Origin of the sequence: Streptomyces sp. NPDC048258 (assembly GCF_043201995.1) — a bacterium.
Classification (GTDB): domain Bacteria; phylum Actinomycetota; class Actinomycetes; order Streptomycetales; family Streptomycetaceae; genus Streptomyces.
Window position 1 is genome coordinate 60,702 of the sequence record NZ_JBICZH010000019.1, and the last position, 24,653, is coordinate 85,354.

Sequence of the window (24,653 nt, forward strand, 5' to 3'; positions counted from 1 at the left end):
CACACCCCCGGAACGAAGGAGCTCCACCGTGTCCGCTTACGGCTTCGCTCATCTCCGCAGCCGCCGGAATCACTCCGACATCATCGAGTACCTGGAGCGCATCCAGGCAACCCTCGACCCTTTCGCGGGCCGCTTCGTCATCCACGGTCCGCCGGCCGAAGTCGTAGAGGGTACGTGGCCCGGCAGCATGGTGCTGATCGAGTTCCCCAGCCTGGCCGAAGCCCGTGCCTGGTACGACTCTCCGCCCTACCGGGCCATTCTGAGTTTGCGTACCGACCACGTCGAGGGCGACTTGCTGCTGATCGAGGGCGTCGGGCCGAACTACGACCCGGCCGAGCGAGCCCGCACGCTGCCACGCTGACCTCGCTCCTGGATCCGGACATCGGGCCGCCCCGGCACCAACCGTAGAACTCCACTCCGACCACGACAGACAGGAGCATCTGCCGTGCCGGACGCCGAGATGCTCATCCATGCCTGGCACTCCATCGGCCGCGACCAGGACCACAAAGCCACCCTGCACACGGTCTACTGTTCCTTCGGTGACGTACGGGCCACCTGAGTCCTCGTGCTGGTCGACGAATCCGGGACTGTCCGAGCGGCCCCGCGACACGGCGCGGCGCACCCTGCCCGCCGAAGGCCCCTGCGGTGCCCACGACCGACGGCGAGACGGACACCGTCGTCTCCCTGCACAGCACGGGGAGGACAGGGACCGAACCCTGCGGGACAAACAGACGAGTCGGCGGTCTGAGTACGGCGCACACCCGTGAGGTGAGTACCCGGACGGCTGTGCCGGGCCCGCTGAACGCGTTGGATGGAGGCATGAACGCAACTGCTCCCTCTGCGGCATCCTCTGTGCGGGTCGACGGAGGAAGGGACCGCTCCCGGTTCTGGTCCGTCCTGTCCGCCGCCCTTTTCGTGCCGGCGGCCCTGGCGGCCGGTTTGCTGACCTTGTCCTCCGAGCGGGCGTCGCGCTGTGTGACGTACGGGGAGCAGTGCAACACGGGGCTTCCCGGATGGCTGTTCGCCTGGGGTGTCGGCCTCGGCGCCGTGGCGTTCGTCGTCGTCCTGGCCGCTCCCGCCCTGCGGGTGCGGCAGACGGCGCTCGCCGCCCAGCTCCTCGCGGAATGCACGGCGCTGCTGGTGATCCTCAGCCACGCATGACCCGCCGCTGGAAGCAGTGGAAGCAGTGGAAGCAGTGGAGGCACGAGGCGGGACGGCGCTCCGGTGTCCCAAAATGCCGGCTTCAGGTGCTTCCCGCATGATGAGTGCTGTGTATGACACACGCAGGGAATCGATCGCGCTGTCGATCGTGGTTCCCATTTTTAACGAGGAGGAGGCCCTGCCCGTTCTGGCGGCGCGGCTCCGGCCGATCCTCGACGGGTGCGGCGAACCATACGAGGTCCTCGCCGTCGATGACGGCTCGACCGACAGGACCGCCCCTCTGCTGGAAGATTTGCGCACTGTCTGGCCCCAGCTGCGCATCGTGGCCCTCCGGCGAAACAGCGGCCACCAAGCCGCCCTGACCGCCGGACTGCACCGTGCCCTCGGTGCCTATGTGATCAGCATCGACGCAGACCTCCAGGACCCGCCGGAAATCATCCCCGACATGCTCGCCCTGGCCCGGGCAGATGGTCTGGACATCGTCTATGGCGTCCGTGTCGACCGCTCCACCGACACCGGATTCAAACGCCGGACAGCCGCCGCCTACTACTGGCTCATGCGCCGCCTGGCCGGCTCCTTCGTTCCCGCTCAGGCAGGCGACTTCCGCCTACTGTCCCGTCCTGTCGTGGAAACCCTCAAAACTCTCCCCGACCAGCAACAGATCTATCGTCTGCTCATCCCTTGGCTCGGCTTCCCCGGCGGCCAGATCACCTATCAGCGCGGAGAGCGGGTGGCCGGCACCACCAAATATCCCTTACACAAAATGATCCTCCTGGCATGGGACAGCGTCACCAGCTTCTCGGCAGCCCCACTGCGCCTGGCCACGGCGATCGGCGCCTTCAGTCTCGTCGTCTGCCTCGCGTTTCTCACCTGGACCCTCATCGTCTACGCCACGGGAAGTACCCTGCCCGGTTGGACCTCCTTGATCACCACGGTCTTGTTCTTCGGTGCTGTTCAGCTTTTCTGTTTGGGAATGCTCGGTGAGTACGTGGCCCGCATCTACACTGCCGTCCAAGCCCGTCCCACCTATTGCGTAGCTCGTGACACAGACGAAGAACAGCGGTAACCGGCAAAACCGCACACCGGGCTCCACATGGTCCTGCGCCGACCGGTCTGGTCAGTCACCTTTTCTCTGATGGCGCACGCGTGGCGGGCTTCATTTCGGCTGATCAGCCGAAATGGGGAGGCCGGCTGAAGTTCCCGCTGCCCGGTCCGCGAAGGTCCCGCTGCTCCAGGGCGTTCTCGACGCGAGTCGCCTTGTGTCACGTCCGGGGTAGGGGCGTTTTCCCGCGATGACGGCCTCACGAGGGGCCTTGGAGCGTCCGTTCGGGTGGCGTCGTCCCTTCTCCGATGGCAAGTGCCGCTGTATGGACGTCGGTCCGTGCTGTGCTGTGGCAGCGGTCCGAACAGGGCCGTACGCGGGCCCGCCCGCTGTTCGTGGCATGCCCGCCCCAACAGCGAAGGAGGACTGATGTCGCGCCACCGGAACGACCGGCGAAGCCGGAGAACGATCGGTCAACTGCTGGTTGCCGGGGTCTTGTTGACCGTGGCCCTGCTGGATGTCTCCGGGGCGCACGCCGCCGCGGTCCACTCCAAACCCACTCCTGACTGGGACGCCATCGCCCGGTGTGAATCCGGCGGGAACTGGAAGGCGAACACCGGTAACGGCCATTACGGGGGGTTGCAGTTCACCCGGTCGAGCTGGAACGCGGCAGGAGGCCGCAAGTACGCACCACGCGCAGACCTCGCGACGAAGACGGAGCAGATCGCGACGGCGAGGAGGCTCGCCAAGATGCAGGGCATGGGGGCCTGGACCTGCGCACGCCGTCGCTGAGGGGACCCTCCGACAGGGCGGCGCGACCGCCCTGTCGGGCCCGGCTGGACGCGCCGACCGTCAGCAGGTGTTGCCGACCGCGTCGATCTTCCCGCCGAACCGCCCCTGGTAGTTGGAGGCGTAGTCGCCGACCCGGACCGGACGGCAGTCCTTGCCGGTCGCCCAGTCGATGAAGGCGCCGGTCCTGTTGGCCCGGAACGAGCCGACGTGGTCCACGAACCTGCTGGGCAGGTCCACGTAACCGCCGCGCCACACGTACACGTCCCCCGTCCCGTCCTGGAAGCGCCACAGGCAGATGGCGTTGCTCGGGCACGCGGGCAGGGCCTGCGCCGCGGTGGGGGAGCCGAGAGTGGCCAGGACGACCGTCCCGGCCACGAGCAGAGTGCGCACCGTACGTGCCCTCATGTGTTTCTCCTTTGCGGCGTCGTTCCCCCATCGTCCACGCCCATGCGTGCATGGGGGAAGACGGCCTGCCCGCGCGCACCCACCGCCGGCTCAAGAGCGAGGCCCTCGGCTGACGTACGACGTTCGAAGCTCTGGAGTTCCTCAAGTGGGGTTGGTCCGGCGGCCGGGCGGGGGATCCACCTGGCACGGACCGGATGGGACCGGAACGGGGAACGGGGAACAGAGAACGGGGGTAGGGGACATGGAGTTCCTGGTGATCGCGGGCTTCATCTTCTTCGTGCTGATCGTGGCAGCGATGGGGGGTAGCGGTGGGTCGTCGCGCAAGCGGGGGCGCGGAGGCTCGTGGAGCGAAGGCGGCGGGGGCGGCTGCGGGGGCGGCGGCTCGTCCTGCGGAGGCGGCGGAGGCTGCGGTGGCGGTGGCGGTGGTGGCGACTGACATCCGACGTGGACCAGCGCGGAAGCGAGTACTCCAGGACTCGGCCACCCACGGTGCCGCGGAGCAGGTTGCGGCCGGGGGCCGAGGCAAGGAACGGCGGTGCGTCCGCGGCCAACGGGATGCAGCGGATCGCCCCTTGCCGGCCGCATAGAGCCACCGGCCCTCGGGGTGGATCGTGGGTGTCTGCATCAACGATGCCGTCCAAGGCCGACTCGCTGTCGCCCCCCGAAGGGGCCGGGTCGGCACGGTCGGCTGCCCTTCCACATCCAAGCCCCTGGCCAGCACACGCAGGGCCGGCTCACGGTCGGTGACGATGCCGCGAAGCGCCCCACCATCCGGGACCACCACGGAACCGATCCCGCAACTTCGACCTCCTTGCGCATCCGGGTCCTCCACGCCCTTTGATCTACGGACCGTCGCGAGGCCATCAGCGCCGGACACGACCTCGTCAGGTGGCCGGACTCCGGCCGGCGCCCAGGAAGCGCGTGACGGAGGAGTCGAGGAGGCTGCCGAACTCCTCCGGGGTGGTGATCTGCGGGCATTCGGTGGTGACCTCGTTGTCGGTCAGTGCGTCGAGGTCTGCCCAGCCGCCTCGATACAGGACGAGGTGCAGCTCGGTCCAACCGTCGGCGCCCAGGATGCATACGCCGATCGAATCCGGGTCGGCGACGAGGGCCCGCTCGGTCTCCAACCGCTGAGGCCAGAGAGCGGCCTCGTCCCGCCAGGTGATCGGTCTGGGGCTGAGTCCAGACGCAGTCCAGGCGGGAAGCCGTGCGGCGATCTCAGCGGCAGCTTGGTCGAGGTCGATGACGTGGTCCATGGAGCGATCTTCGCTTGGTGGAGCTCAGCCACGAAGTGCCGGCCGTGGTCTCGTGACAGACGACACGGGTGAGGCACACACGGTTGGCCGCCACGAGATCAGTGCCAGAACCCCTCCGTGCGGCATCTCCCCTCGCATTCTCCATAGATCCATGGAATATGTATCCACGGGCAGGTACTGAGACCACACGGCGTCTACCGTGACAGGTGGAGGACCTCATGGGCTTCGTCGACGATCATCTGATACCGCTGGTCGACAAGGGTCTGGGCAACAGCGCCTACCTCGTCGACCTCGGTGACGGCCGGGCCTTGGCCGTGGACGCGAGCCGGGATCTGCGTGCTCTGCGCGCGGCAGCCGACCGGCGCGGCCTGACCGTCGCGTACGCCGCCGACACGCACCTCCACGCCGACTTCCTCTCCGGGGCGGTGCAGCTGGCGGCCGACGACGGCGCGACCGTACTGGCCTCCGCAGCGGGAGACCGCGCGTTCCCGCACATCCCGCTCGCCGACGGCGACGAGACCGATCTCGGCGGCCTGACCCTGCGCGCGCTGGCCACCCCCGGCCACACCGACGAGCACCTCTCCTTCCTGCTCCTGGACAGCACCCGCGAGCTGGGCGTGTTCACCGGCGGTTCGCTGATCGTCGGCTCGGCCGCCCGTACGGACCTGCTCGGCGCCGACCGAGCCGAGGAGCTGGCCCGCGCCCAGTACCACTCGCTCAGGCGGCTGGCCGAGCTGCCGGACACCACCGACGTCTGGCCGACGCACGGCGCGGGCTCGTTCTGCTCCGCCCCGCCCGGCGCCGAACGCACCACCACCATCGGCGACCAGCGACGGGCCAACCCGCTGCTCTCCGCGCCGGATGAGGATGCCTTCGTCGCGCAGCTGCTGGGAAGCCTCGGCTCCTACCCCGCCTACTTCGACCGGCTCGGCGAGGCGAACCGGCGCGGGCCGACAGTCATCGCCTCCACCCCGGTGCTCGCCGCGCTTTCGCCCGCCCAGGTCCGCGCTCTCCTCGACGAGGGCGCTCACCTCGTCGACGTACGCCGTTTGGCGGACTTCGCCCACGGACACATCCCGGGAGCCGTCTCCATCCGGCTGCGGGACCAGTTCGCCACCTGGCTGGGCTGGCTACTGCCCGACGACACCCCGATCGTTTTCGTCGCAGCCCCCGGCCAGGACCTCGCGGAACTCACCTGGCAGGCACTGAAGATCGGGTACGAGCGGCTGGCCGGCCACCTCGACGGCGGCATGGAAGCCTGGACGGCCGACGGAGGCCGGCAACAGCGCATCGAGCTGCTCCCCGCCGACCGCATCGCCGAGCGTCCCGTACTCGACGTCCGGCAGCGGGCCGAACACCTCGACGGACACATCCCGGACGCCGTCCACATCGAACTCGGAGACCTCGACGAGCGTTCCGCCGAAGCCCCCGCGGGCGCCGTGGTCGCCTGCGGTCACGGCGAACGCGCCATGACCGCCGCCAGCCTCCTCCAGCGCGCCGGACACCAGGACCTCGCCGTCCTCGACGGCGGCCCCGCCGACTGGGCCAAGGCCACCGGCCGAGCCCTGGAGGAAGGTGCGTGACCACTCGCGCCAGCGGCGGGACCGGCTCCGGCATACCCCTTGGACTGCGCGCCAACCCGCCCGGTCCAGCCTGCTCGTCGCCGTCGACGCCCCGCCCCCCAACCGTCGGCGCATCCTGGACCGGAACGGCGCGGCCCGGCCATGGGCGGCGTCGAGGGACGCGTGCAGGGTGCTGGATCACGCATCCCCGCGGCGGATGGTTCGACGCTGTGCGCGGCTCCGGCGGACCGGTGCTCCCGTACGGAAGGGTGAGTGGCCGACGCAGGAAGGGGAAGCCGGATGAACTGGCTGTTCAACGTCGCGGGTGCGGCCCTGGTCTTGTTCGTCCTGCGGGACGTGTTCCACACGCTGTGGCATCCCACGCGCCACGGTGGCTTGAGCCGACTGGTCATGACCAGTCTGTGGCGGCTGTCCTCCTCTCTGACGCCACGGCGTCGGGCATCCGGCCTGACCGGCCCCCTGGCCATGGTGGCCGTGGTCGCGGTGTGGGCCCTGACCGTGGTCGTGGGCTGGGCGCTGATCTACTGGCCGCACATGCCGGACGCGTTCACGTACACCGCCGGACTTCGGCCCGCCGAGCATGCCTCGTTCGTCGACGCGCTGTACATCTCCTTGGTCAACGTCTCCACCCTCGGTCTCGGCGACATCGCGCCCACCGAGGGATGGCTGCGGATCTTCGCCCCGCTGGAGGCCCTGGCCGACCAGGCGTCCGTCGCCCGCCATCCTGATGTCCGCCTCTCGGCCGCCGTACTCCGCGCCGCTCTGGAGGACCTCGCCGCCATCCTCGACCAGCGCTTCCTCCACACCCGTGGTGCGGCGTGTCAGGTCTTCGAGGCCTTCGCCCGCGACCACGGACACCATGCCGGCGCCTGAGGGCGCATCGCCGCGTCGCACGGAAGCTTCTCCCAGTTGCGGCGGCGTGGGTCTGCGAAACCCTGGAAGAGGCCGCGGTCGACCAGGATGCGGGCGTGACCGCCCCCGACCAGGAACGTGCTGCCGGTGACGGTACGGACACCGCCCCGGAACCGCTGCGGTACGGGCCTGGAGGCGGCTTCCACCATGGCATCGCCGGTGCCTGGTGGATGGGCTCGACAGGCCCTGCCGGGGGACCGACCGGCCCATGCGCGGGGTGGCCGTCGCGGGCCGGCCTTGCGGTGACGCCCACTGGACCACCGAACAGGAAGAAAGGGCGATGTCATGAAGGCACTCGTCTTCCAGGGACCGGGAGAGACCGCGTGGCAGGACGTCCCGGATCCCGGTCTCACGGATGCGGCGGACGCGATCGTCCGCGTCGACGCAGTGACCATCTGCGGCACCGACCCGCACATCGTCAAGGGTGATGTGCCCGAGGTGACCCCCGGCCGGATTCTGGGCCATGAAGCCGTCGGCACCGTCGTCGAGACCGGAGGCGACGTACGCACGGTCCGCCCCGGCGACCGTGTGCTCGGCCATCGACGGCACCCGGGCCGCATACGTACGGGTGCCCTTCGCGGACCCTTCCGTGAACCCGCTGCCGAGCTCCGTGGACAGCTGCGACGCGCTGCTGCCGGCCGCCGCGTGGTGAACCGATGACCGGACCGGGCGCGGTCGTCTTCGACACCGACGGAGTGCTGCTCGACTCGGCACCCCTGCACGCGGCAGCCTGGAAGACCGCCTTCGACGGCTGCCTGGCCTTCTGGGCGGAGGCCGGGAGCGGAAGTCGCCGGCGCCCCTTCGACGTGGAGGGTGAGTACAGGGAGCTGGTCGACGGGAAACCCCGCTACGACGGCGCGCTCGCCTGGCTCAGCGCCCGCGCGATGGATCTGCCACCCGGCGCACCGGGTGACCCACCGGGCTGCGGCACGGTGTGGGCCGTCGCCGCGCGCAAGGAACAGGCCTTCAGCCGGATACTGGACGCTGGCGCCGTGAAGGCCTTCGAGGACGCCGCTCCCGCACTTCGCGCGCTCAGGACCGAACGCGTACGGTGCGCCGCAGCGTCATCATCCCGGCACGCCAGGGCGTTGCTCGAAGCCGCCGGATTGGTGAACCTCTTCGACGCGGTGGTGGACGGCACCGACGCCGCGCGGCTGGGCCTGGCGGGCAAGCCCGACCCCGCGCTCTTCCTCGAAGCCTCGGCACGTCTCGGTGTGGCCCCGCGGGACGCGGCCGTCGTCGAGGACGCCCTGGCCGGGGTGGACGCCGGCCGCCGGGGCGGCTTCCGCCTCGTCGTCGGCATCGAGCGGGCGGGCAACCCGGACGCGGCGAAGGCCTTGGTGGCGCGAGGGGCCGACATGGTGGTCGCGGATCTCCTCGCCGTAGTGGAAAAGGTCTGTGGGGCGAGGCCGTGACCAGCGTCTGGACCTGGCAGTACGACCACTACGACCCGAAGCAGGAGAGGCTCGTCGAAGCGCTGTGCACGCTCGGCAACGGCAGGTTCGCCACCCGGGGCGCCGCCCCGGAGACCGACGCTGGGCCGGTTCACTATCCCGGGACCTACGCCGCCGGCTGCTATGACCGGCTCACCTCACAGGTGTCCGGCCACCGGGTCGAGAACGAGGACATGGTCAACCTGCCCAACTGGCTTCCCCTGCGCTACCGCTGTGTTCCCGAGGGCGGCGACCCGGGGGAGTGGCTGACTCCGGACGATCCCAGCCTGCGCCACTACCGGGTCACGCTCGACATGCGCACCGGAACGCTCACCCGCCGCATGCTCTTCCAGGACGGCCGAGGACGCCGCCTCGGTGTCACCCACACCAGGCTCGTGCACATGGGCGACCCGTACCTGGCAGCCCAGCGAACGGTGTTCCACGCGTACGGCTGGCGCGGCGCCGTCGAGGTCGAGTCCCGCCTCGACGGGAACGTGACCAACGCGGGGGTGGCGCGCTACCGGGATCTCGACGGCCGCCACCTCACCGCCCACCGGGCCGGCGTCGAGCGGGACGGCATCGCCTGGATCTCCTGCCGGACCGCCACGTCCGGAATCGATGTGGCCGTCGCCGCCGCAACGCTGACGCGCCCCCTCGTGCCCGCCACCATCAGCTGCAGGGAGACCGGCACGGCCCAGAGATTCACCCTCCCCATCGCCCGCAGTCGCCCGGCCAGAGTCGTCAAGTCCGCGACGCTGCACACCTCGTACGACCGGCCCACGGGCGATCCGCTCCGGCGCGCGATCGACCACGTGACGCGGCCACCCTCCTTCGCCGCGCTCCTCACGTCCCATCGAGCCGCCTGGCGACGTCTGTGGGACCAGGCCGAGCTGCAGGTGCCCGGCGAGGCGGGACGGATTCTCCGGCTCCACCTGTTCCACGTCCTGCAGACCCTCTCCCCGCACACCGCGGAACTCGATGTCGGGGTACCGGCGCGCGGCCTGCACGGAGAGGCGTACCGCGGCCACGTCTTCTGGGACGAGCTGTTCGTCCTGCCGTACATGACCCTGCACTTCCCCGAAGTGGCGCGCGCTCTGCTCATGTACCGCCACCGCCGGCTGCCCGCGGCGCTGGACGCCGCACGCGAGGCCGGGGGCAGCGGGGCGATGTACCCGTGGCAGAGTGCCGGTTCGGGCCGCGAGGAGACCCAGGCGCTGCACCTCAATCCGCGGTCCGGCCGGTGGCTGCCCGACCACTCGCACCTGCAACGTCACGTCGGATCCGCCATCGCCCTCAACGCCTGGCGCTACGGCCTGGCGACCGGTGACCGGGGCTTCGCCCACGGCCCCGGCGCGGAACTGTTCCTGGAGATCGCCCGGTACTGGGCCGGGGCGGCCACCTACGACGCGGGACTAGAGCGCTACCGCATCCGCGGGGTTCTGGGACCGGACGAATACCACGATGCCTACCCGGACGCCGTCGCACCGGGGATCGACGACAACGCGTACACCAATGTGACCGCGGCCTGGGTGCTCGCCCGCGGACTCGCCCTGCTGGCCGACCTGCCGGTCGCCCGCCGTGTCGAGCTGTCGGGTCAACTCGGCCTCGACCCAGTGGAGCTGGAACGCTGGGAAGACATCTCCCGCCGTCTGAACGTGCCCTTTCACCAAGGGGTCATCAGCCAGTTCGAGGGCTACGGGAATCTGGCCGAGCTGGACTGGGACGCCTACCGCGCCCGGTACTCCGACATCCTCAGACTCGACCGCATCCTGGAGGCCGAAGGGGACACGGTCAACCGCTACCAGGCATCGAAACAGGCGGACACCCTCATGCTGGGTTATCTGTTCCGCCCGTCCGACCTGCGCGCGCTCTTCGCCCGCCTCGGCCACCGACTCGACGACGAGACCTGGAACGCGACGGTCTCGTACTACATGCGGCGCACCAGTCACGGATCGACCCTCAGCAGCCTGGTGCACGGCTGGATCCTCGCCCGCGGGCAGGGGCCCGATGCCTGGCGGTACTACGAGGAAGCCCTGCGCAGCGACGTGAACGACGTCCAGGGCGGGACCACCGCCGAGGGCATCCACCTCGGCGCCATGGCCGGTACCGTCGACCTCGTCGAGCGCGGCATCACCGGGCTGGAGGCGGGCCCGGACGCCCTCCGCATCGACCCGGTACCGCTGCGCGAGGTTCCCCACCTGTCGTTCACGTTGTGCTACCGCGGCCATCGGGGGGTCCGTCTCCGGCTCCTGCCCGGTCGGCTGGGTGTCACCGTCCCCGTATCCCCAGAGGGCCCGCTCAAGCTGATCCTGCCCGGCGAGCGCCACGTCGACGTGGCCGCCGGCGAGCAGCACTGGTTCCACCTGTAGACGTCCCCTCCCCGTGCTCGCCGACCCGGCACAGGGTGACCGCCGGCATCGCGGAGGAGTTCCTCGTCCGAGAGGGCTCGCAGCCACAGGATCCCCCCGGCCCCGGCCACGCCGGTGCGGGCCGCGGACACGGTCGGCCTGTCTGTGCGGGCACTTCAGTCGTGCGCTACGACGGCTACCGGCGCGGCACAGTGGTGCATGACCGCGTGGGCGACCGGCCCGATGTGGGTGCCGAAGGCGGAGGTGCGGATACGGCGGCCGACGACGACGAGTGCTGCGTCGTGCGAGGCGTCCAGGACATGAACGGCTGCCTGGCCGATGGGCGTGCTGCAGACGACCTCGACGGTGGGGAACTTGTCGCTCCAGGGCTTGACCATGTCGTCCAGGGCGGTGGCGGTGCCGTGGCTCATTTCCTGGAGGGCATCGGGATGGAGGGCGGGGGCGTAACTGAGGATCGGGGGCGGTTTCCAGCCGTGCACCACGTGGAGGCGGCTCCCGCGACGCGAGGCCTCGTCGAACGCGAAGGCCAGCAGCTTGTCGCAGGGCCGCCGGACGTCGACTCCTGCGATGACGGCACCGTCGGTCGAGGTGTCCGTCGAGGCCCGGACGAGGACGACCGGCTGCCGCGCCTCGGCGATGGTCGCCGAGGCGACCGATCCCACGACGAAACCGGCCACACTGCCGAGTCCGCGCGAACCGATGACGAGCACCGAGGAGGAGCCGGCGGCCCGCGCGAGCGCCTCGGAGGGGAGGCCGCCCAGGCGAGACGTGGTGACCTCCAGCCCGGGATGGGCGGCGCGGAGTTCTTGCGCGGTCTCTTCGAGCAGGGCATCCGCCCATCGCCGGGTGATCTCGGTCGTCGAGACCGGGAGCGGTGGGTGTTCGAGCCACTCCTCCACGTGGACGATCTCCAGCGGCACGCCCCGCAGGAGGGCCTCGCGGGCGGCCCACCGAGCGGCCGCGGAGCTTTCGGCGGAGCCGTCCAGGCCGACGGTCACGTGGTGCGTCATGGTGCCCATCTCCCTCGGGTGACGTGGGGTGCCGATGTCCAGCGTCCGCCTTCCACGGGTACTCGCCCGGCGCTCCCCTCATCGGCTCACCTCGCCCTTTCTCATCATCCTGGCTGCGCGCACCGCACTCCACTCGGGAGGGGCAGTGTTCGCGGCGCGCCCTCCCGCGCCGGAGCTCGTCCAACAACTCGTCCAGCCGCATCCGCGGTACCCGCGTCAACGGATCGCCGGCGTATCGACACGCCCGGGCCCGAAGGACATCGTTGCGCGCGGATGCCCGCCGTGACTGACTTGATCGAAGCGCCGGACGACGACGGGGAGGAAACGGCCATGGGTCTCAAGAAGGCGGTCTACGAGAAGGAGCTGCTCCGGCTCCAGACGGAGCTGATCAAACTCCAGGAATGGGTGCGTGTGGAGGGTGCCCGACTGGTCGTCGTCTTCGAGGGCCGCGACGCGGCGGGCAAGGGGGGAACGATCAAACGCGTCGCCGAACACCTCAACCCCCGCGTGGCACGCATCGCGGCCCTTCCGAAGCCGACGGAGCGGGAGCGCACCCAGTGGTACTTCCAGCGCTACGTGGAGCACCTGCCGGCCGCCGGCGAGATCGTGCTCTTCGACCGCAGCTGGTACAACCGCGCCGGAGTCGAACACGTCATGGGCTTCTGTACGCCCGCCGAGCACCAGCGCTTCCTGCGCCAGTGCCCCGTCTTCGAGCACATGCTGGTGGAAGACGGGATCCTGCTCCGCAAGTACTGGTTCTCCGTCAGCGACGCCGTCCAGGAGGAGCGCTTCCGGCGCCGTACGGAGGACCCGCTGCGGAGATGGAAGCTCTCTCCGATGGACCTGGAGTCCCTCACGCGCTGGGAGGCGTACTCGCGGGCCAAGGACGAGATGCTCGTCCACACGGACACGGTGGACGCCCCCTGGTACGTGGTCGAGAGCGACGACAAGCGCAGCGCGCGGCTCAACATGATCGCCCACCTGCTGTCCTCGGTCCCCTACGAGGACGTGGCCCTGCCGTCGATCGTCCTGCCGCCCCGGCCCGAGTCGACGGGATACGAGCGCCCGCCCAAAGAGCTCCAGACCGTCGTGCCCGATCACGCGGCCACGCTCCGGAAAGCCTGATACGGGGCGGGCGCGGCGGCCGCCCCGCCCGGCGCACCGTCGGCGAAGAACGTGATGCCCGCGCGTGGACGATCGCCCGGGTCAAGCAGGACCTCCGCGAGAATCTCGACGTGGGCGCGGCCCGGGCGTTCACCGCGGGCGTACCACCCTGGTTGTAGCCGGGCGCTCCCCCTGGTGGGAGGAGGGGTCACCTCCTGGTGGTAAGGCGGAATCAACCCCTGGTGGGCCGACCCGGGCGGTGGCCGGCGGCTACGTTGTCGTTCGTTCCGCACCATCCAACACCCATGACCGCGGGATCGCTTCGGTGGTGTCGCGGCGGTGGATCCTGTGCCGGTGCCGCGCGCGGCCGGGGGCGGTAGGGCTGGTTGGTTCCCACCCTTGCCCACGATGCCCTCGACGCCGAAGACATCCGTCCAGGACCCCAGCGACTCACGTGCCTTGGCCAGGTCCGTGGCAACGGGCCCTCACCGAGGCCGAGTCGGAGCACAGCGAGCCCCTTCACACGGCCCACCGTCCTTTCCCCATGACCTGCGCACGGCGTACGAGGAGACCACACGTGGCACAACGCGACAGCCGACGATCCTCACGAGCACGCCGGCGACCTTTGCGCGCGACGCTCGCCGCCCTCGCCGCGGCCCTGCTCCTGCCCGTCGGTACGGGCGTCGCCGCGGCCGCCCCGGACCCCGGACCCACCCCGGGCACGGCCGAGCGCAAGATCGAACCCAAGCTCCGCGCCCAGCTCGACGGCTCCGCCAAGGCCGTCTTCTGGGTCTACCTCGACAGCGCCGCCGACCTCACCGCCGCGGGCAGGCAGCAGACCCGCGCCGCCAAGGCCGCGACCGTGCTGATGGCCAAGAAGGACCACGCCGCGCGCAGCCAGAGCGAGATGATCAAAGCCCTGAACCGCGCGAAGGCCGACTACACCTCGTACTGGATCGTGAACGCGGTCCGCGTCGTCGGCAGCGAGAAACTCGCCGGGGCCCTGGCCCAGCGTCCCGAGGTCTCCCGGATCGACGCCGACGACAAGATCGTCCTCCCCGAGCCCGTGGCCGGCAAGCAGGAGAAGGCAGCCGCCGACGCCGTCGAGTGGAACATCGACCGGATCAAGGCACCGCAGGTGTGGGACCAGCTCGGTGTGCGCGGCGAGGGCATCGTCGTCGCCAACATCGACACCGGCGTGGACCACACGCACCCGGCCGTGGCCAACGCGTACCGTGGCCGGAGCGCGGACGGGTCCTACGACCACGGCTACAACTGGTTCGACCCCGCGGGCGTGTGCCCCACCGCAGCCCCGTGCGACAACGACGACCACGGCACCCACACGATGGGCACGATGGTCGGCGACGACGGCGGCGCCAACAAGATAGGTGTCGCCCCGGGCGCCACGTGGATCGCCGCCAAGGGCTGCGAGACCAACTCCTGCTCCGAGGCCTCGCTGCTCGCCGCCGGCCAGTGGATCGTCGCCCCGACCGATCCGAGCGGCCACAACCCCCGCCCCGACCTCGCCCCACACGTCGTCAACAACTCCTGGAGCGGCCCGGGCGGCGACACGTGGTACCAGGAGATCGTCGACACCTGGCGGGCCGCCGGCATCTTCCCGGCCTTCTCCAACGGGAACAACGGACCCGACTGCGCCACCAGCGGCTCGCCCGGCGACTTCGCGAGCTCCTACAGCTCCGGCGCCTTCGACATCAACGGCGAGATCGCATCGTTCTCCTCGCGCGGCGCGGGCCCCGGCGGCATCATCCAGCCGAACATCGCGGCCCCCGGCGTGAACGTGCGCTCCTCCATCCCCAGCGGCAAATACAAGATCTTCTCCGGCACGTCCATGGCCTCGCCGCACACCGCCGCGACCGTGGCCCTGCTCTGGTCCGCCGCGCCGACGCTCGAAGGCGACATAGCGCAGACCGAGGCGCTCCTGGACGGCACCGCGCAGGACACCGGCAGCAGCGAGTGCGGCGGCACGCCCGCCGACAACAACGTCTTCGGCGAGGGCAGGCTCGACGCGCTCGCCGCCGTGAACGCCGCGCCGCGCGGCGCGATCGGCGCCCTCGGCGGCACCGTCCGCTCCGACGGCCGGCCGGTCGCCGGGGTGAAGGTCGTCGCGGACGGCCCGACCGACCGTACGGCGAAGACCGCCGCCGACGGCACGTACCGCTTCCCGGCCCTGTCAGCGGGCGCGTACACGGTGACGGCGTCGAAGTTCGGCTACGTGCAGCAGAGCGCGACCGTGACGGTCACGGAGAACACCACCGCCACCGGCGACCTCACCCTCACCGAGGCGGCCTCCGGGAAGCTCACCGGCACGGTCTCCTCGGCCGCCGTTCCGCTGGCCGGCGCCGCCGTCACCGTCGCCGACACCCCGGTGACCGCGACCACCGACGCGCAGGGCCGCTTCGAGGTCGTCCTGCCCCACGGCACGTACCGCGTGAACGCCACGCACGCCTCCCGCTGCCTGGCCGGCGGCACGGCCGAGGTCACCGTCGCCGGGGACGCCACCGTCGCGGTGGAGCTGCCCGCCCGCACCGACGGCTACGGCTACGCCTGCGCGGCCGCGTACGACCGCCCCTACCAGGCGGGAGAGCGGCGGCTCGCACTGAACGGCGACGACGCCACCGAGCGCGTGGACCTGCCCTTCCCGGTGCCGCTGTACGGCAAGACGTACGGGCAGGCCTGGATCAGCACGAACGGCGTCGTCGGCTTCGCCGGACCCCACACCGACCCCGACGACGTCAACCGGGAGATCCCGATCGAGGACGGGCTGAACGCGGCGTTGTACCCGTTCTGGGACGACCTGGACGTCGGCGGCCCCGACAGCGATTCAGGGGTCTTCACGGCGGTCACCGGTACGGCGCCGCACCGGAGCTTCGTCATCGAGTGGCGCGAGGTGTTCCATGCGTGGTCCGACGAGCCCGGCATCTTCTCCTTCTCCGCGGCGATCAGCGAGGACGGATCCGTGCGGTACTCCTACAAGGGGGTCGGCGGCACCGGCCCCAAGGGCGGCTCCTCGGGCACGATCGGCCTGGAGAACGAGACCGGCACCGACGCGTTCCAGTACTCCTTCGACACCGCCGTCCTCACGGAAGGGTTGTCCATCGCCTTCCGCACCACCAAGACCGGTGTGGTGGCGGGCCGGGTGCTCGACGCCAACGACGGCAACGGCGTCGCCGGAGCCAAGGTGACCGTCGGTACGGGCGACACGGCGGTCTCGGCCACCACCACGGCCGACGGCGCCTACGCGGTCCAGAGCCCGTTGGGCGTGCGGGAGCTCGCAGTGACCGCGCCGCAGTACGAGCCGGTGGCGGCCACCGTGGACGTCAGGGTGGCCGAGGTCACCCAGGTGACCCGGTCCCTGCGCACCGGCAAGTTGACGGCCGCGAAACCGGGGGTGGAGATCGTCCTTCCGCCGGGCCAGAAGCGGACGCGGACCCTGGACCTCACCAATCCCGGTCTCGGCACGGCCTTCACCGTGGCCGAGGACGCGCCCTGGCTGGCGGTGGCGCCGGCCTCGGGGGACCTCCCGACGGGCGGGAAGGCCTCGCTCACGCTGTCGGTGGACACCACGGGCCTGGCCCCGGGCGCCGTCATCACGGCGGGCTTGTCGATCACGTCGGCCAGCGGCCGCGCCCCCGTGCTCACCGTTCCCGTCAAGCTCGTGGTCCCGCGCTACCAGGCCGCCGTGGACGCCGGGGCGACCGGCGCGAGTACCGACGCCCTGGGCGACGCCTGGTCACCGGACCGCAAGTACACGGCGGGCTCGTACGGCTACCAGGGCAGCAGCTCGGTCCAGTCCACCAGCCGCACGATCGCGGGCACGGACGAGCAGCTTCTCCTGCGCAACGCCCGTCAGGGCATGTACGAGTACCGCTTCGACAACGTCCCGAACGGCACGTACACGGTGGAGCTGGGCTTCGCGGAACTCTCGTCCACCAAGCCGAACAAGCGCGTCTTCGACGTCCTGGCGGAGGGCACCGAGGTACTGCCGTCGCTGGACATCTCCCTGGAGGCGGGCACGTACACGGCCCTGACCCGTACGTACACGGTCACGGTCACGGACGGCGTCCTCAACGTCCGCTTCGTCGCCCACAGCGGCTACGGCAAACCCCTGCTGAACACCCTGCGCGTGACGGACCGCCCCGACAAGAACTGACCCCTGGCAGTGATTCCACCGGGCGGGGCGTCCTCGGACGCCCCGCCCTTCGCCGTCGGGCGACGGGGGCCGCAGTACGGTGCGCGTCGGGGTACTCGGATCCGCCCCGGTCCCCGTCGCATGCGGCCGCGCCCCACCGGGTCGGCCGCGTCACTGTTCCTGCGGCGGCTTGCCCTCCGCCGAGGACACCTCGACGAACTCGACCTGGCCCTTCCCGTTGAGGCGCAGGATCGGGACGGCCTTGTTGCGTGGATTGCCGTTGTTCTGGAAGGAGATGAACCCGCTGGCCCCGGCGACCTGCTGGGTGCCGTCCATCTGGTGGAACATCCGGGCCACCGCGTCGCCGACGACCTGCCCCTGCCAGCGGGCGGCCATCTGGATGCCGTGGGCCGCGGCGAGGACCGCGTCGTGGCCCATCAGGGCCCCGCCGTCCTCACGTGGGTCGTGCGGGAACCACTGGTCCAGCAGCCCGCCCGGCTGGAAGTTCTTCGCGGACGGCGCGGACACCGCCTGCGGCGCCGAGCGGTACATGTCGGGGTGGGAGAGGCCGGTGTAGAGCACCTCGATGCCCGTCTCGGCGGCGTGGGCGAGCTGCTCGGCGCTCAGATTGGTCGTGTCGTCCCCGGCGAACACGGTGAACTGCTGGTCGGTGCAGCTGCGGTTGGAGAGCGCGTCGAGGAAGTGGGTGAGGTGCCGGCCGCGGCCCGCGAAGTACACGAGCTGGGGGCGCTGCTGACACAACTGTCCGGGCATGTAGCGCAGTTCGTTCTGCCAGGCGCTGCTGACGGAGGAGTCGTAGGTCATGCGCTCGGCGACGAGTCTGTGCTTGTCGCCTTCCTGGAACGCCTTGGTGAAGGCGGTGCCGAGGGTGGAGGCGTAGAGGTTTCCCTCCGCCACGTCCTGGAGGACGACGGCGGTGGCGACGCCACGCCGTTTGAGGTAGCCGGCGGCCGCGTACGCCTCGTCCTCGTTGGTCGGGGCGATCCGGACGAAGCCGTTGATGCCCTGGATGTTCGTGGCGGTCATGGTGGCACCGACCATGGCGATGCCGTGTTCGGAGAGGCGCTTTATGGCCGCGAGGTTCTCATTGGTGCTGGGGCCGAGGCCGGCCACCGCGACGAGCCGGTCCGGGGAGTCCTTGCGGGCGATCAGCTCGTCGACGGTGTGCTTCCACTGCGTGGACCTGCTGCCCGGATTGGCTATCAGCAGGCGGATCTTGGGGGTGGCGGCGAGGTCGCCCTGGTTGTGCCGGTACTGGGCGAGGTAGGCGCCCTGGAGTTCGTGGCGGACGCCCTCGTCGGAGTTGCTGTCCTCGGCGGTGGTGGTGAAGGAGGTGAAGTAGGCGACGCTGACGTACGGTTCCTTGTCCGCGTTGGCGAGGACCCGGCGGTTCTCCTCCTCGATCTTCCTGCTGACGGCGTCGAGGTGCGGTGCGAAGACGTAGGAGCCGTCGGTCACGCCGACGCACTCGTCGTCCGGGCCCTGTTCGACGACCCCGGCGGCGCATCTGGACTGGCGTTCCTGAAGCCAGCCGACACCCAGCCAGAGCGCCGCGACCAGGGCGACGGCGGCCGCGGTGGCGAGGGCGACGCGGCGCACGACGTGCAGGGGCCATTCGAGTCTGGGCACGCGCTCAGCCCTCCCAGCCGGCGGTCTGGGGACCGCGCCAGTGACGGTACCGCTCCGCCTCGTTGAACAGGGCCACGATGTCGTTCCTCCGCAGTTGGGACAGCTGGGTGTAGCCGTCGGCGATCATGTCGTTGAGCCGCATGGCGGGGTCGGCGAGCGGATCGCTCCACACCCAGCGGGTGGTCACCAGAGTGTGGATCACGGACTCGGTGTCCATCACGCGTCCGGGCCGGCGCGGGACGAGCCCGGCGAGGAGTTCCAGCGGTCCGCTGTCGGCGGGGAGGCGGTTCGGTGCGGCCGTGATCGCGTCGAACTCGGAGATCCACTGCGCGGCCGGTACGGCGGTGAAGCGCCTCGTCAGGTGGGCGGTGACCTCCTCGGTCCGCCCGCAGGCGAGCTGGTGGTACATCTCCTGCACCGGCTTGCCCTCGCCGCGGTAGTACTCCGCGAGGAGTTCGTGCACGGCATCCCATCCGTCGGGGCGTTCGGCCAGCCGCCACAGGAGCAGCCGGCGCAGCCACGGATGGAGTACGGGGACGACGGCGACGGGTCCGGTGAGCAGCCAGCGGGAGCGGATGTCGCCGAACAGGGAGTCGTCGGGGCTGAGCAGCCGCGTGGCGACGGAGAAGTCCCGGGCGGCGGCGCATTCGGCGAGGGCGGCGCGCTGGGTCCCGTCGAAGTCGCGCAGGAGGTGGCCGAGGGCGGTGTCGGCGAGGGTGGCGGAGTCCTCCCCGGTGCGCAGCGGCCGGTCGGGCAGGGTGCGCAGCCATCGGTCCTGCTGGGGGCCCGAGTCCGGGGGCGGCCCGGCCTGGCGCAGTACGTCGAGTACCTGGTGGACGGCGCGCGGCAGTCCTCCGGTGAGCCGGTGCACGAAGGGGGTGAGGCGGGTCAGCGGGGCCAGGTCGCTGTTCCCGCCGAGCTGGAGCTCTATCCGGATCCGCACCTCGTCCAGGTTGAGGTCGCGCAGGCGTAACGGGTACCACCAGGTGTCCTCGCTGTCGCGGGTCGGCCGGTGGGCGTTCCAGTCGGCCAAGGAGGCCCGGTCGGGGCCGCGCAGCTGCCAGGGCCAGGAGTCCCCGGTGGCGGGGCCCCAGCGGGGCAGCCAGCGGTTGGAGCTGGCGACGACGGTCAGCGGGTCGCTGGCGTGGCCGGCCACGACCGTCTCGTCGTGCCGGGAGCGCAGCAGCAGGTCGAGGAAGCGGCGGCCGTACTCGGTGTGGGAGTTGTCGAGGAGCAGCAGGTAGGAGCGGGGCATGAAGTTGCGGGCGGTGTTGCGTCTGAGGTCCTCCAGGAAGGCCGAGAAGAGGACGAGGTCGAGCCGCTCCTGTTCGTTCTCGTCGCCCTCGTGGCGCCAGAGGTTGAGCTCCACGAGGGCTTCCATGGGGTCCGCGCTGCGGGTCATGGGGTGGCGTCCGTACCAGTGGGCCCCGGCGGTGAGCCGGCTGCCCAGTCTGCCGCCGAACAGGCCGGGCATGGTGCGGCGGCTGCGCCGCAGGGCGTCCTGGAAGAGGGCGAGTGCGGCGGTGGAGGCGCCTTCGGGCATGCCGACCGCGCCCATGCCCACTTCGAAGAAGGCGGCCAGGTAGTCGCCGTGCCGGGCCTCGTTCTCCTCCTGGAACCGGTCGAGCTGGCGCTGCACCGCACGCCGGCCCTCGGCGAGGCTGCGCATGCGGAGTTCCTGGTCGGAGGCGAGCAGGCCGAGGCTGAGCAGTGGGAAGTGGGAGCGGCCGTAGCGGGGCAGTTTCCGTTCGAGCTGGCGGGCCAGGAGCCCGAGGGCGTAGCGCGGCAGCAGGGACTGGGCCCCGCCGAAGTTGACGAAGGCGAAGGGGTAGTCGGGCCCGAAGTGCTCCATGAGCGCGCTGTGCGCCTCACTGGCTCCGCTGCCCGCCGGGCCGAGGAGCATGGTCAGGGGCCTCTCGGCCGCCGGGTTCTCCTTCAGGCATGCGTCCACCAGCGACAGGATGCCGCTGCGGCCCCGCAGGCCCATGCCCGTACCCGGCTCCATCACGTGTGATCCCCCCCAGGACAACGTTTCCGAGGAGTAGAGACTGCCATCCGGAGCCGGAGTCAGACAGGGGTTTCCGCTCCTTGATTCGTTTCGGTCCACTCCGCGCGGGGGCGGGCTCCGCCGTCCGCGGTCGGCGGGGCGGTGGCCGCGGGGTCCAGGAGCTGGTCGGGGACCAGGGGGGAGGGCACGTCGGCCCTGTCTGAAAGACCGGTTACACGAGCACGCCGGCGAAAAACATCGCCCCCAACAAGGCGTACTGGATCGAGCAGAACACCAACAGTGATACCTGAACCCATCGGGGCATGCGCCTGACCAGTATGAGCCCGACAAACATTTGCGCATGATTGCGATACCACGACATTTCCGCGCCGGCGAAGAACGGAAGCAAGAAGATTGCCACCGTCAAGATCAAGGCGGCCCACTCCTCGACGTCGAGCCGACGGTTCCGGAGGAGTCGAACTGCGGCCGTCGCCAGAATGAGCAGGAAGAACGTGATATTCAGGCAGAGCTGGGTCCGGTGCGCGGCGAGACTGTGCTCCACCAGCCACGGCAGGGGGCCCTCGGGCCTGTACCAGTCGCGGAACGGAAAATAGTAGGCCTTCCTCATCTCGTCGAAGGGTTGACGTAGGTCACCTTGCTGGTAGCTGGATTTCTGGATGACCTCGTACGCGTCCCAGCGGCCCGTCGCCTGCCACATCAGCCATTTGGCCCAGAGCACGCCGCAGCCGGCGAGAGCTGCTGACGATCCGGCCTTCGCGCACCGTACCGGCCACGTGTGACCTTGCCACGCGAAGAACGCGCTCAACAGCAGCATGCCGGCGGCGGCAGCGCCGACCGGATAACAGGAGGCCGCCACGAAACCACCGGCAGCAGCAATTCCCCAGGAGCCGCGTTTCACTCCGGCGATACAGACGAGCAGCGCCAACGTTCCGGTGGCGATCGGGAATATTGCATGGAGGTAGATACCGCCTGGGAACACCGCACCAATGGCGAGGGTGAGGCCCGTGGCCCAGGTGAGCCGGGCGCCGAGCAGCCACCACAACACCGCGAACATCCCGAACAGGGACGCTTCAGTGACGACAACGGCGGATATCTCATAGGAAAGTCCGGTGGCAGAAACCGCCCGGACCGACATGGGGTACCCGGGAAACCAGGCGACATTTCCGCACATGACATCGCGAAAGTTCGGGTAGCGCTCCCGGCACCAAAACATTTCGTAGCCGGTCTTGGCTATGGACAGGTAGTGTCCGGAATCCCAGCGATGGCGACCGTCTGTGGACCAATAGGCCACTTTGGATCCATCGCCGGCCACGGATCCTTTCGCGACCAGCCAGGTGATGAGGTTCGTGATCAGCCATGCCACGACTGGCGGCAGCAGTCCATGGCGCGCATCGCGGCGCACCGGCGGGGTAGGTTCCGCCGGTGCGGAGTCAGGCATCAGGCGCCGTACCGATCACCAGCGGCACTCGCCAATCCGGCCTCGCTGTCACTGCGGCAGCGCACGGACATGGGGAATTCGATCATCTCCAGCTCCGTGATCGTCTCGTCGGTGAGCTCGATGGACCGCAGCGCGTGCCGCATCGCCCGGGCGGTGTCCACGACAATGAACTCGTCGCGGGGATCGCCACCGGGCGCGGTGCCGTGCTTCTCGATCAGTTTGGCGAACGCCTCGCCGAGCTGCACCCGGAAGTGCTCCTCCGGCGGACAGCGGGTCGCTGCTGGGGCCCGCGCCGGGGGTCCTTACTCGCTGTGCGCGATCTGGATCAGGTTGCCGCAGGTGTCGTCCAGAACCGCGGTGGTGACCGGGCCCATCGTCAGCGGCTCCTGGGTGAAGTGCACCCCGAGCTCGCGCAGCCGGTCGAACTCCGCAGGTACGTCGTCCACGGCGAAGGACGCGGCCGGGATGCCGTCCTCGACCAGTGCCGTCTTGTACGGCTTCACCGCGGGATGGCCGTCGGGCTCCAGCAGCAGTTCGGTCCCGTCGGGATCCTCCGGCGAGACCACGGTCAGCCACCGGTCCTCGCCCAGCGGGACCTCGGTCTTCTTCACGAAGCCCAGCACGTCGGTATAGAAGCGCAGGGCCTTGTCCTGGTCATCGACGAACACGCTGGACAAGTGGATCTTCATGGGGTGCCCTCCGGTGCATCGGGCCTGAGCCATCGGGTCACGATGCGCTCAAGGGGTTGGGTGTTCAGATCGTGGAACTTGTAGCGGCCCTGGCGTCGCGAAAGGACCAGGCCCGCGGATTCCAGTACGGCCAGGTGCTGGCTGATCGCCTGGCGGGACAGCCCCAGACCGTGCTTGGTCACCAGCCGTGCGCAAATCTCGAACAGGGTCTGGCCGTCCCGTTCCACCAGCTCGTCAAGGATGCGCCGACGGGTGGGGTCGGCCAGTGCCTTGAAGACATCCTCCGTCATGCCCGACACCATAGGCAAGTGATGACTTGCCTATCAAGGGACGCAAGATTCCGACGCCGGGGCAGCCGCCGAGGCCATCATCGGCGCGGCTGGACATGTCCTCACTCTACAGTTGTAGAGTGAGGGCTCTATAGATGTAGAGGGTGCTCGAACCGAACGGAGTGGTTTTCCATGCCGAAACGTCACGCGGTGGTGGCCGGGGCCGGAATCGGCGGCCTCACGGCCGCCATCGCACTGCACCGCCGCGGCTGGCACGTCACCGTCTGCGAACGCGCCCCCGAACCCCCCACCACCGGCGCCGGCATCGGCCTCGCCCCCAACGCCCTGCGCGCACTCGATGCCATCGGCGTCGACGCCGCCCGCGCCGCCGGCGGCGCCGTACCCACGACGATGGGCCTGCGCCGCTCCGACGGCCAGTGGCTCACCCGGACCGGCACCGCGGACATGGCGGCCCGCTACGGCATGCCCCCCATAGCCGTCCCGCGCCCGGCCTTCACCGCCGCCCTGGCCGCCGCTCTGCCGCCGGAGGCCATTCGCTACGGCACCGCCGTGACCGCCGTCGACGACGCCGCGGGCCGTCCGACCATCCGTACGGCAGTCGGCCCGGACCTTCCCGCCGATCTGGTGGTCGCCGCCGACGGCATCCACAGCCCGCTGCGCCGCGCGTACTTCCCCGCCCACCCCGGCCTGCACTACATCGGCGAGACCGCCTGGCGAACCATCGTGGACGCCCCGGACCTCCGGATACCGGCCATGAGCGAGACCTGGGGGCGGGGCGAGCGGTTCGGCGTGACCCCGCTCTCCGACGGCCGGTTGTACCTCTACGCCACCGCGGTCGTCCCGGCCGGCACCCGGTCAGCCGACCCCCGCGCCGAACTCCGGCACCGCTTCGGCTCGTGGCACGACCCGATTCCGGCTCTGCTGGACCGCGTTCGCCGACTCGACCCCGCCGACGTCCTCCAGAACGACCTCTACGACCTGGCCGTTCCGCTACCCAGCCTGCACCGCGGCCGGATCGCCTGGCTCGGCGACGCCGCCCACGCCATGGCTCCCAACCTCGGACAGGGGGGCTGTCAGGCCATCGAGGACGCGGTGGTCCTCGCCCACCTGCTTCCCGCCGGAGACAGCGGGGACAGCACGGACTCCGTCCCGGCCGCCCTCGCCGCGTACACCGCGGCCCGCCGTGACCGCACCGACGCCGTGCGCGTCCGCGCCCGCCGGGTCGGCCGCCTGGGCGCCCTCCGCAACCCGCTCGCGGCGGCTGCCCGCGACCTCGCGGTCCGTGCCACCCCCGCCCGCCTGGCCCTGCGTGGCATGGACGACCTCTTCAACGGCTTCCGCCTCCCCGGATAGCAGGGACC

20 protein-coding genes and 1 pseudogene are annotated in these 24,653 nt (G+C 70.4%); 12 read left to right on the plus strand and 9 right to left on the minus strand.

Annotated elements, in window-relative coordinates; genetic code table 11:
- Window positions 1–28: 28 nt before the first annotated feature.
- The 4 genes from ACGFYQ_RS32655 (at window position 29) to ACGFYQ_RS32670 (ending at window position 2,995) form a co-directional block, all read left to right on the plus strand.
- A complete protein-coding gene (locus ACGFYQ_RS32655) occupies window positions 29–361 on the plus strand; it encodes a DUF1330 domain-containing protein (protein ID WP_393749795.1) in 333 nt (110 codons plus the stop codon).
- A gap of 458 nt (window positions 362–819) precedes the next feature.
- Complete coding sequence (locus ACGFYQ_RS32660; RefSeq protein ID WP_393749796.1) at window positions 820–1,161, plus strand: hypothetical protein; 342 nt, start codon at window positions 820–822, stop codon at window positions 1,159–1,161.
- A gap of 100 nt (window positions 1,162–1,261) precedes the next feature.
- The gene (locus tag ACGFYQ_RS32665) at window positions 1,262–2,227 is read left to right on the plus strand and encodes a glycosyltransferase family 2 protein (RefSeq protein WP_393749867.1); all 966 of its coding nucleotides are present in this window, start codon (window positions 1,262–1,264) and stop codon (window positions 2,225–2,227) included.
- A 405-nt stretch (window positions 2,228–2,632) separates the two neighbouring features.
- Complete coding sequence (locus tag ACGFYQ_RS32670) at window positions 2,633–2,995, plus strand: transglycosylase family protein (protein ID WP_393749797.1); 363 nt, start codon at window positions 2,633–2,635, stop codon at window positions 2,993–2,995.
- Between the two features lie 60 nt (window positions 2,996–3,055).
- Here the strand turns inward: ACGFYQ_RS32670 and ACGFYQ_RS32675 are convergent, their stop codons facing one another.
- Both ACGFYQ_RS32675 and ACGFYQ_RS32680 read right to left on the minus strand, forming a co-directional pair.
- Complete coding sequence (locus ACGFYQ_RS32675) at window positions 3,056–3,400, minus strand: peptidase inhibitor family I36 protein (protein WP_393749798.1); 345 nt, start codon at window positions 3,398–3,400, stop codon at window positions 3,056–3,058.
- 884 nt (window positions 3,401–4,284) lie between these two features.
- Window positions 4,285–4,656: a hypothetical protein gene (locus ACGFYQ_RS32680; RefSeq protein ID WP_393749799.1), complete on the minus strand. Its 372-nt coding sequence runs from the start codon at window positions 4,654–4,656 to the stop codon at window positions 4,285–4,287.
- Window positions 4,657–4,874: 218 nt separating this feature from the next.
- Here ACGFYQ_RS32680 and ACGFYQ_RS32685 point away from each other — a divergent pair, with 218 nt between their 5' ends.
- The 5 genes and pseudogenes from ACGFYQ_RS32685 (at window position 4,875) to ACGFYQ_RS32705 (ending at window position 10,953) form a co-directional block, all read left to right on the plus strand.
- Window positions 4,875–6,239 (plus strand): rhodanese-like domain-containing protein, encoded by a 1,365-nt coding sequence (locus ACGFYQ_RS32685; RefSeq protein WP_393749800.1) that lies wholly within the window; start codon window positions 4,875–4,877, stop codon window positions 6,237–6,239.
- Between the two features lie 279 nt (window positions 6,240–6,518).
- Window positions 6,519–7,112 (plus strand): potassium channel family protein, encoded by a 594-nt coding sequence (locus tag ACGFYQ_RS32690; protein ID WP_393749801.1) that lies wholly within the window; start codon window positions 6,519–6,521, stop codon window positions 7,110–7,112.
- A gap of 324 nt (window positions 7,113–7,436) precedes the next feature.
- Window positions 7,437–7,791: pseudogene (locus ACGFYQ_RS32695) on the plus strand (alcohol dehydrogenase catalytic domain-containing protein); the annotation flags it as partial.
- A gap of 16 nt (window positions 7,792–7,807) precedes the next feature.
- On the plus strand, window positions 7,808–8,566 hold the full coding sequence (locus ACGFYQ_RS32700; RefSeq protein ID WP_393749802.1) for an HAD family hydrolase: 759 nt from the start codon (window positions 7,808–7,810) through the stop codon (window positions 8,564–8,566).
- Window positions 8,563–10,953, plus strand: coding sequence for a glycoside hydrolase family 65 protein (locus ACGFYQ_RS32705; protein WP_393749803.1), 2,391 nt, complete (start codon window positions 8,563–8,565; stop codon window positions 10,951–10,953). Before ACGFYQ_RS32700 ends, ACGFYQ_RS32705 begins: the two co-directional genes overlap by 4 nt.
- Before the next feature lie 155 nt (window positions 10,954–11,108).
- Here ACGFYQ_RS32705 and ACGFYQ_RS32710 read toward each other — a convergent pair whose 3' ends face one another.
- Window positions 11,109–11,963 (minus strand): universal stress protein, encoded by an 855-nt coding sequence (locus ACGFYQ_RS32710; RefSeq protein WP_393749804.1) that lies wholly within the window; start codon window positions 11,961–11,963, stop codon window positions 11,109–11,111.
- Between the two features lie 330 nt (window positions 11,964–12,293).
- On the opposite strand from ACGFYQ_RS32710, the gene ppk2 reads away from it, so the two are divergent.
- Both ppk2 and ACGFYQ_RS32720 read left to right on the plus strand, forming a co-directional pair.
- A complete protein-coding gene (gene ppk2 / locus ACGFYQ_RS32715; protein WP_393749868.1) occupies window positions 12,294–13,088 on the plus strand; it encodes a polyphosphate kinase 2 in 795 nt (264 codons plus the stop codon).
- 604 nt (window positions 13,089–13,692) lie between these two features.
- Window positions 13,693–17,238 (plus strand): S8 family serine peptidase, encoded by a 3,546-nt coding sequence (locus ACGFYQ_RS32720; protein ID WP_393749805.1) that lies wholly within the window; start codon window positions 13,693–13,695, stop codon window positions 17,236–17,238.
- Between the two features lie 150 nt (window positions 17,239–17,388).
- On the opposite strand, the gene ACGFYQ_RS32725 is transcribed toward ACGFYQ_RS32720, so the two are convergent.
- The 6 genes from ACGFYQ_RS32725 to ACGFYQ_RS32750 all read right to left on the minus strand — a co-directional run bounded on the left by ACGFYQ_RS32725 (window position 17,389) and on the right by ACGFYQ_RS32750 (window position 23,292).
- On the minus strand, window positions 17,389–18,867 hold the full coding sequence (locus ACGFYQ_RS32725; RefSeq protein WP_393749806.1) for an ABC transporter substrate-binding protein: 1,479 nt from the start codon (window positions 18,865–18,867) through the stop codon (window positions 17,389–17,391).
- A gap of 4 nt (window positions 18,868–18,871) precedes the next feature.
- Window positions 18,872–20,872, minus strand: a complete 2,001-nt coding sequence (locus ACGFYQ_RS32730) for a hypothetical protein (protein WP_393749807.1) — start codon at window positions 20,870–20,872, stop codon at window positions 18,872–18,874.
- A gap of 214 nt (window positions 20,873–21,086) precedes the next feature.
- Window positions 21,087–22,238: a hypothetical protein gene (locus tag ACGFYQ_RS32735; protein ID WP_393749808.1), complete on the minus strand. Its 1,152-nt coding sequence runs from the start codon at window positions 22,236–22,238 to the stop codon at window positions 21,087–21,089.
- A 74-nt stretch (window positions 22,239–22,312) separates the two neighbouring features.
- Window positions 22,313–22,558 (minus strand): hypothetical protein, encoded by a 246-nt coding sequence (locus ACGFYQ_RS32740; RefSeq protein ID WP_393749809.1) that lies wholly within the window; start codon window positions 22,556–22,558, stop codon window positions 22,313–22,315.
- Window positions 22,559–22,615: 57 nt separating this feature from the next.
- Window positions 22,616–23,002, minus strand: a complete 387-nt coding sequence (locus ACGFYQ_RS32745; RefSeq protein ID WP_393749810.1) for a VOC family protein — start codon at window positions 23,000–23,002, stop codon at window positions 22,616–22,618.
- Window positions 22,999–23,292, minus strand: coding sequence for an ArsR/SmtB family transcription factor (locus tag ACGFYQ_RS32750; RefSeq protein ID WP_393749811.1), 294 nt, complete (start codon window positions 23,290–23,292; stop codon window positions 22,999–23,001). Before ACGFYQ_RS32750 ends, ACGFYQ_RS32745 begins: the two co-directional genes overlap by 4 nt.
- A 171-nt stretch (window positions 23,293–23,463) precedes the next feature.
- Between ACGFYQ_RS32750 and ACGFYQ_RS32755 the strand changes: the two genes are divergently transcribed.
- On the plus strand, window positions 23,464–24,645 hold the full coding sequence (locus ACGFYQ_RS32755) for an FAD-dependent monooxygenase (protein WP_393749812.1): 1,182 nt from the start codon (window positions 23,464–23,466) through the stop codon (window positions 24,643–24,645).
- The last annotated feature ends 8 nt before the right edge of the window (window positions 24,646–24,653 follow it).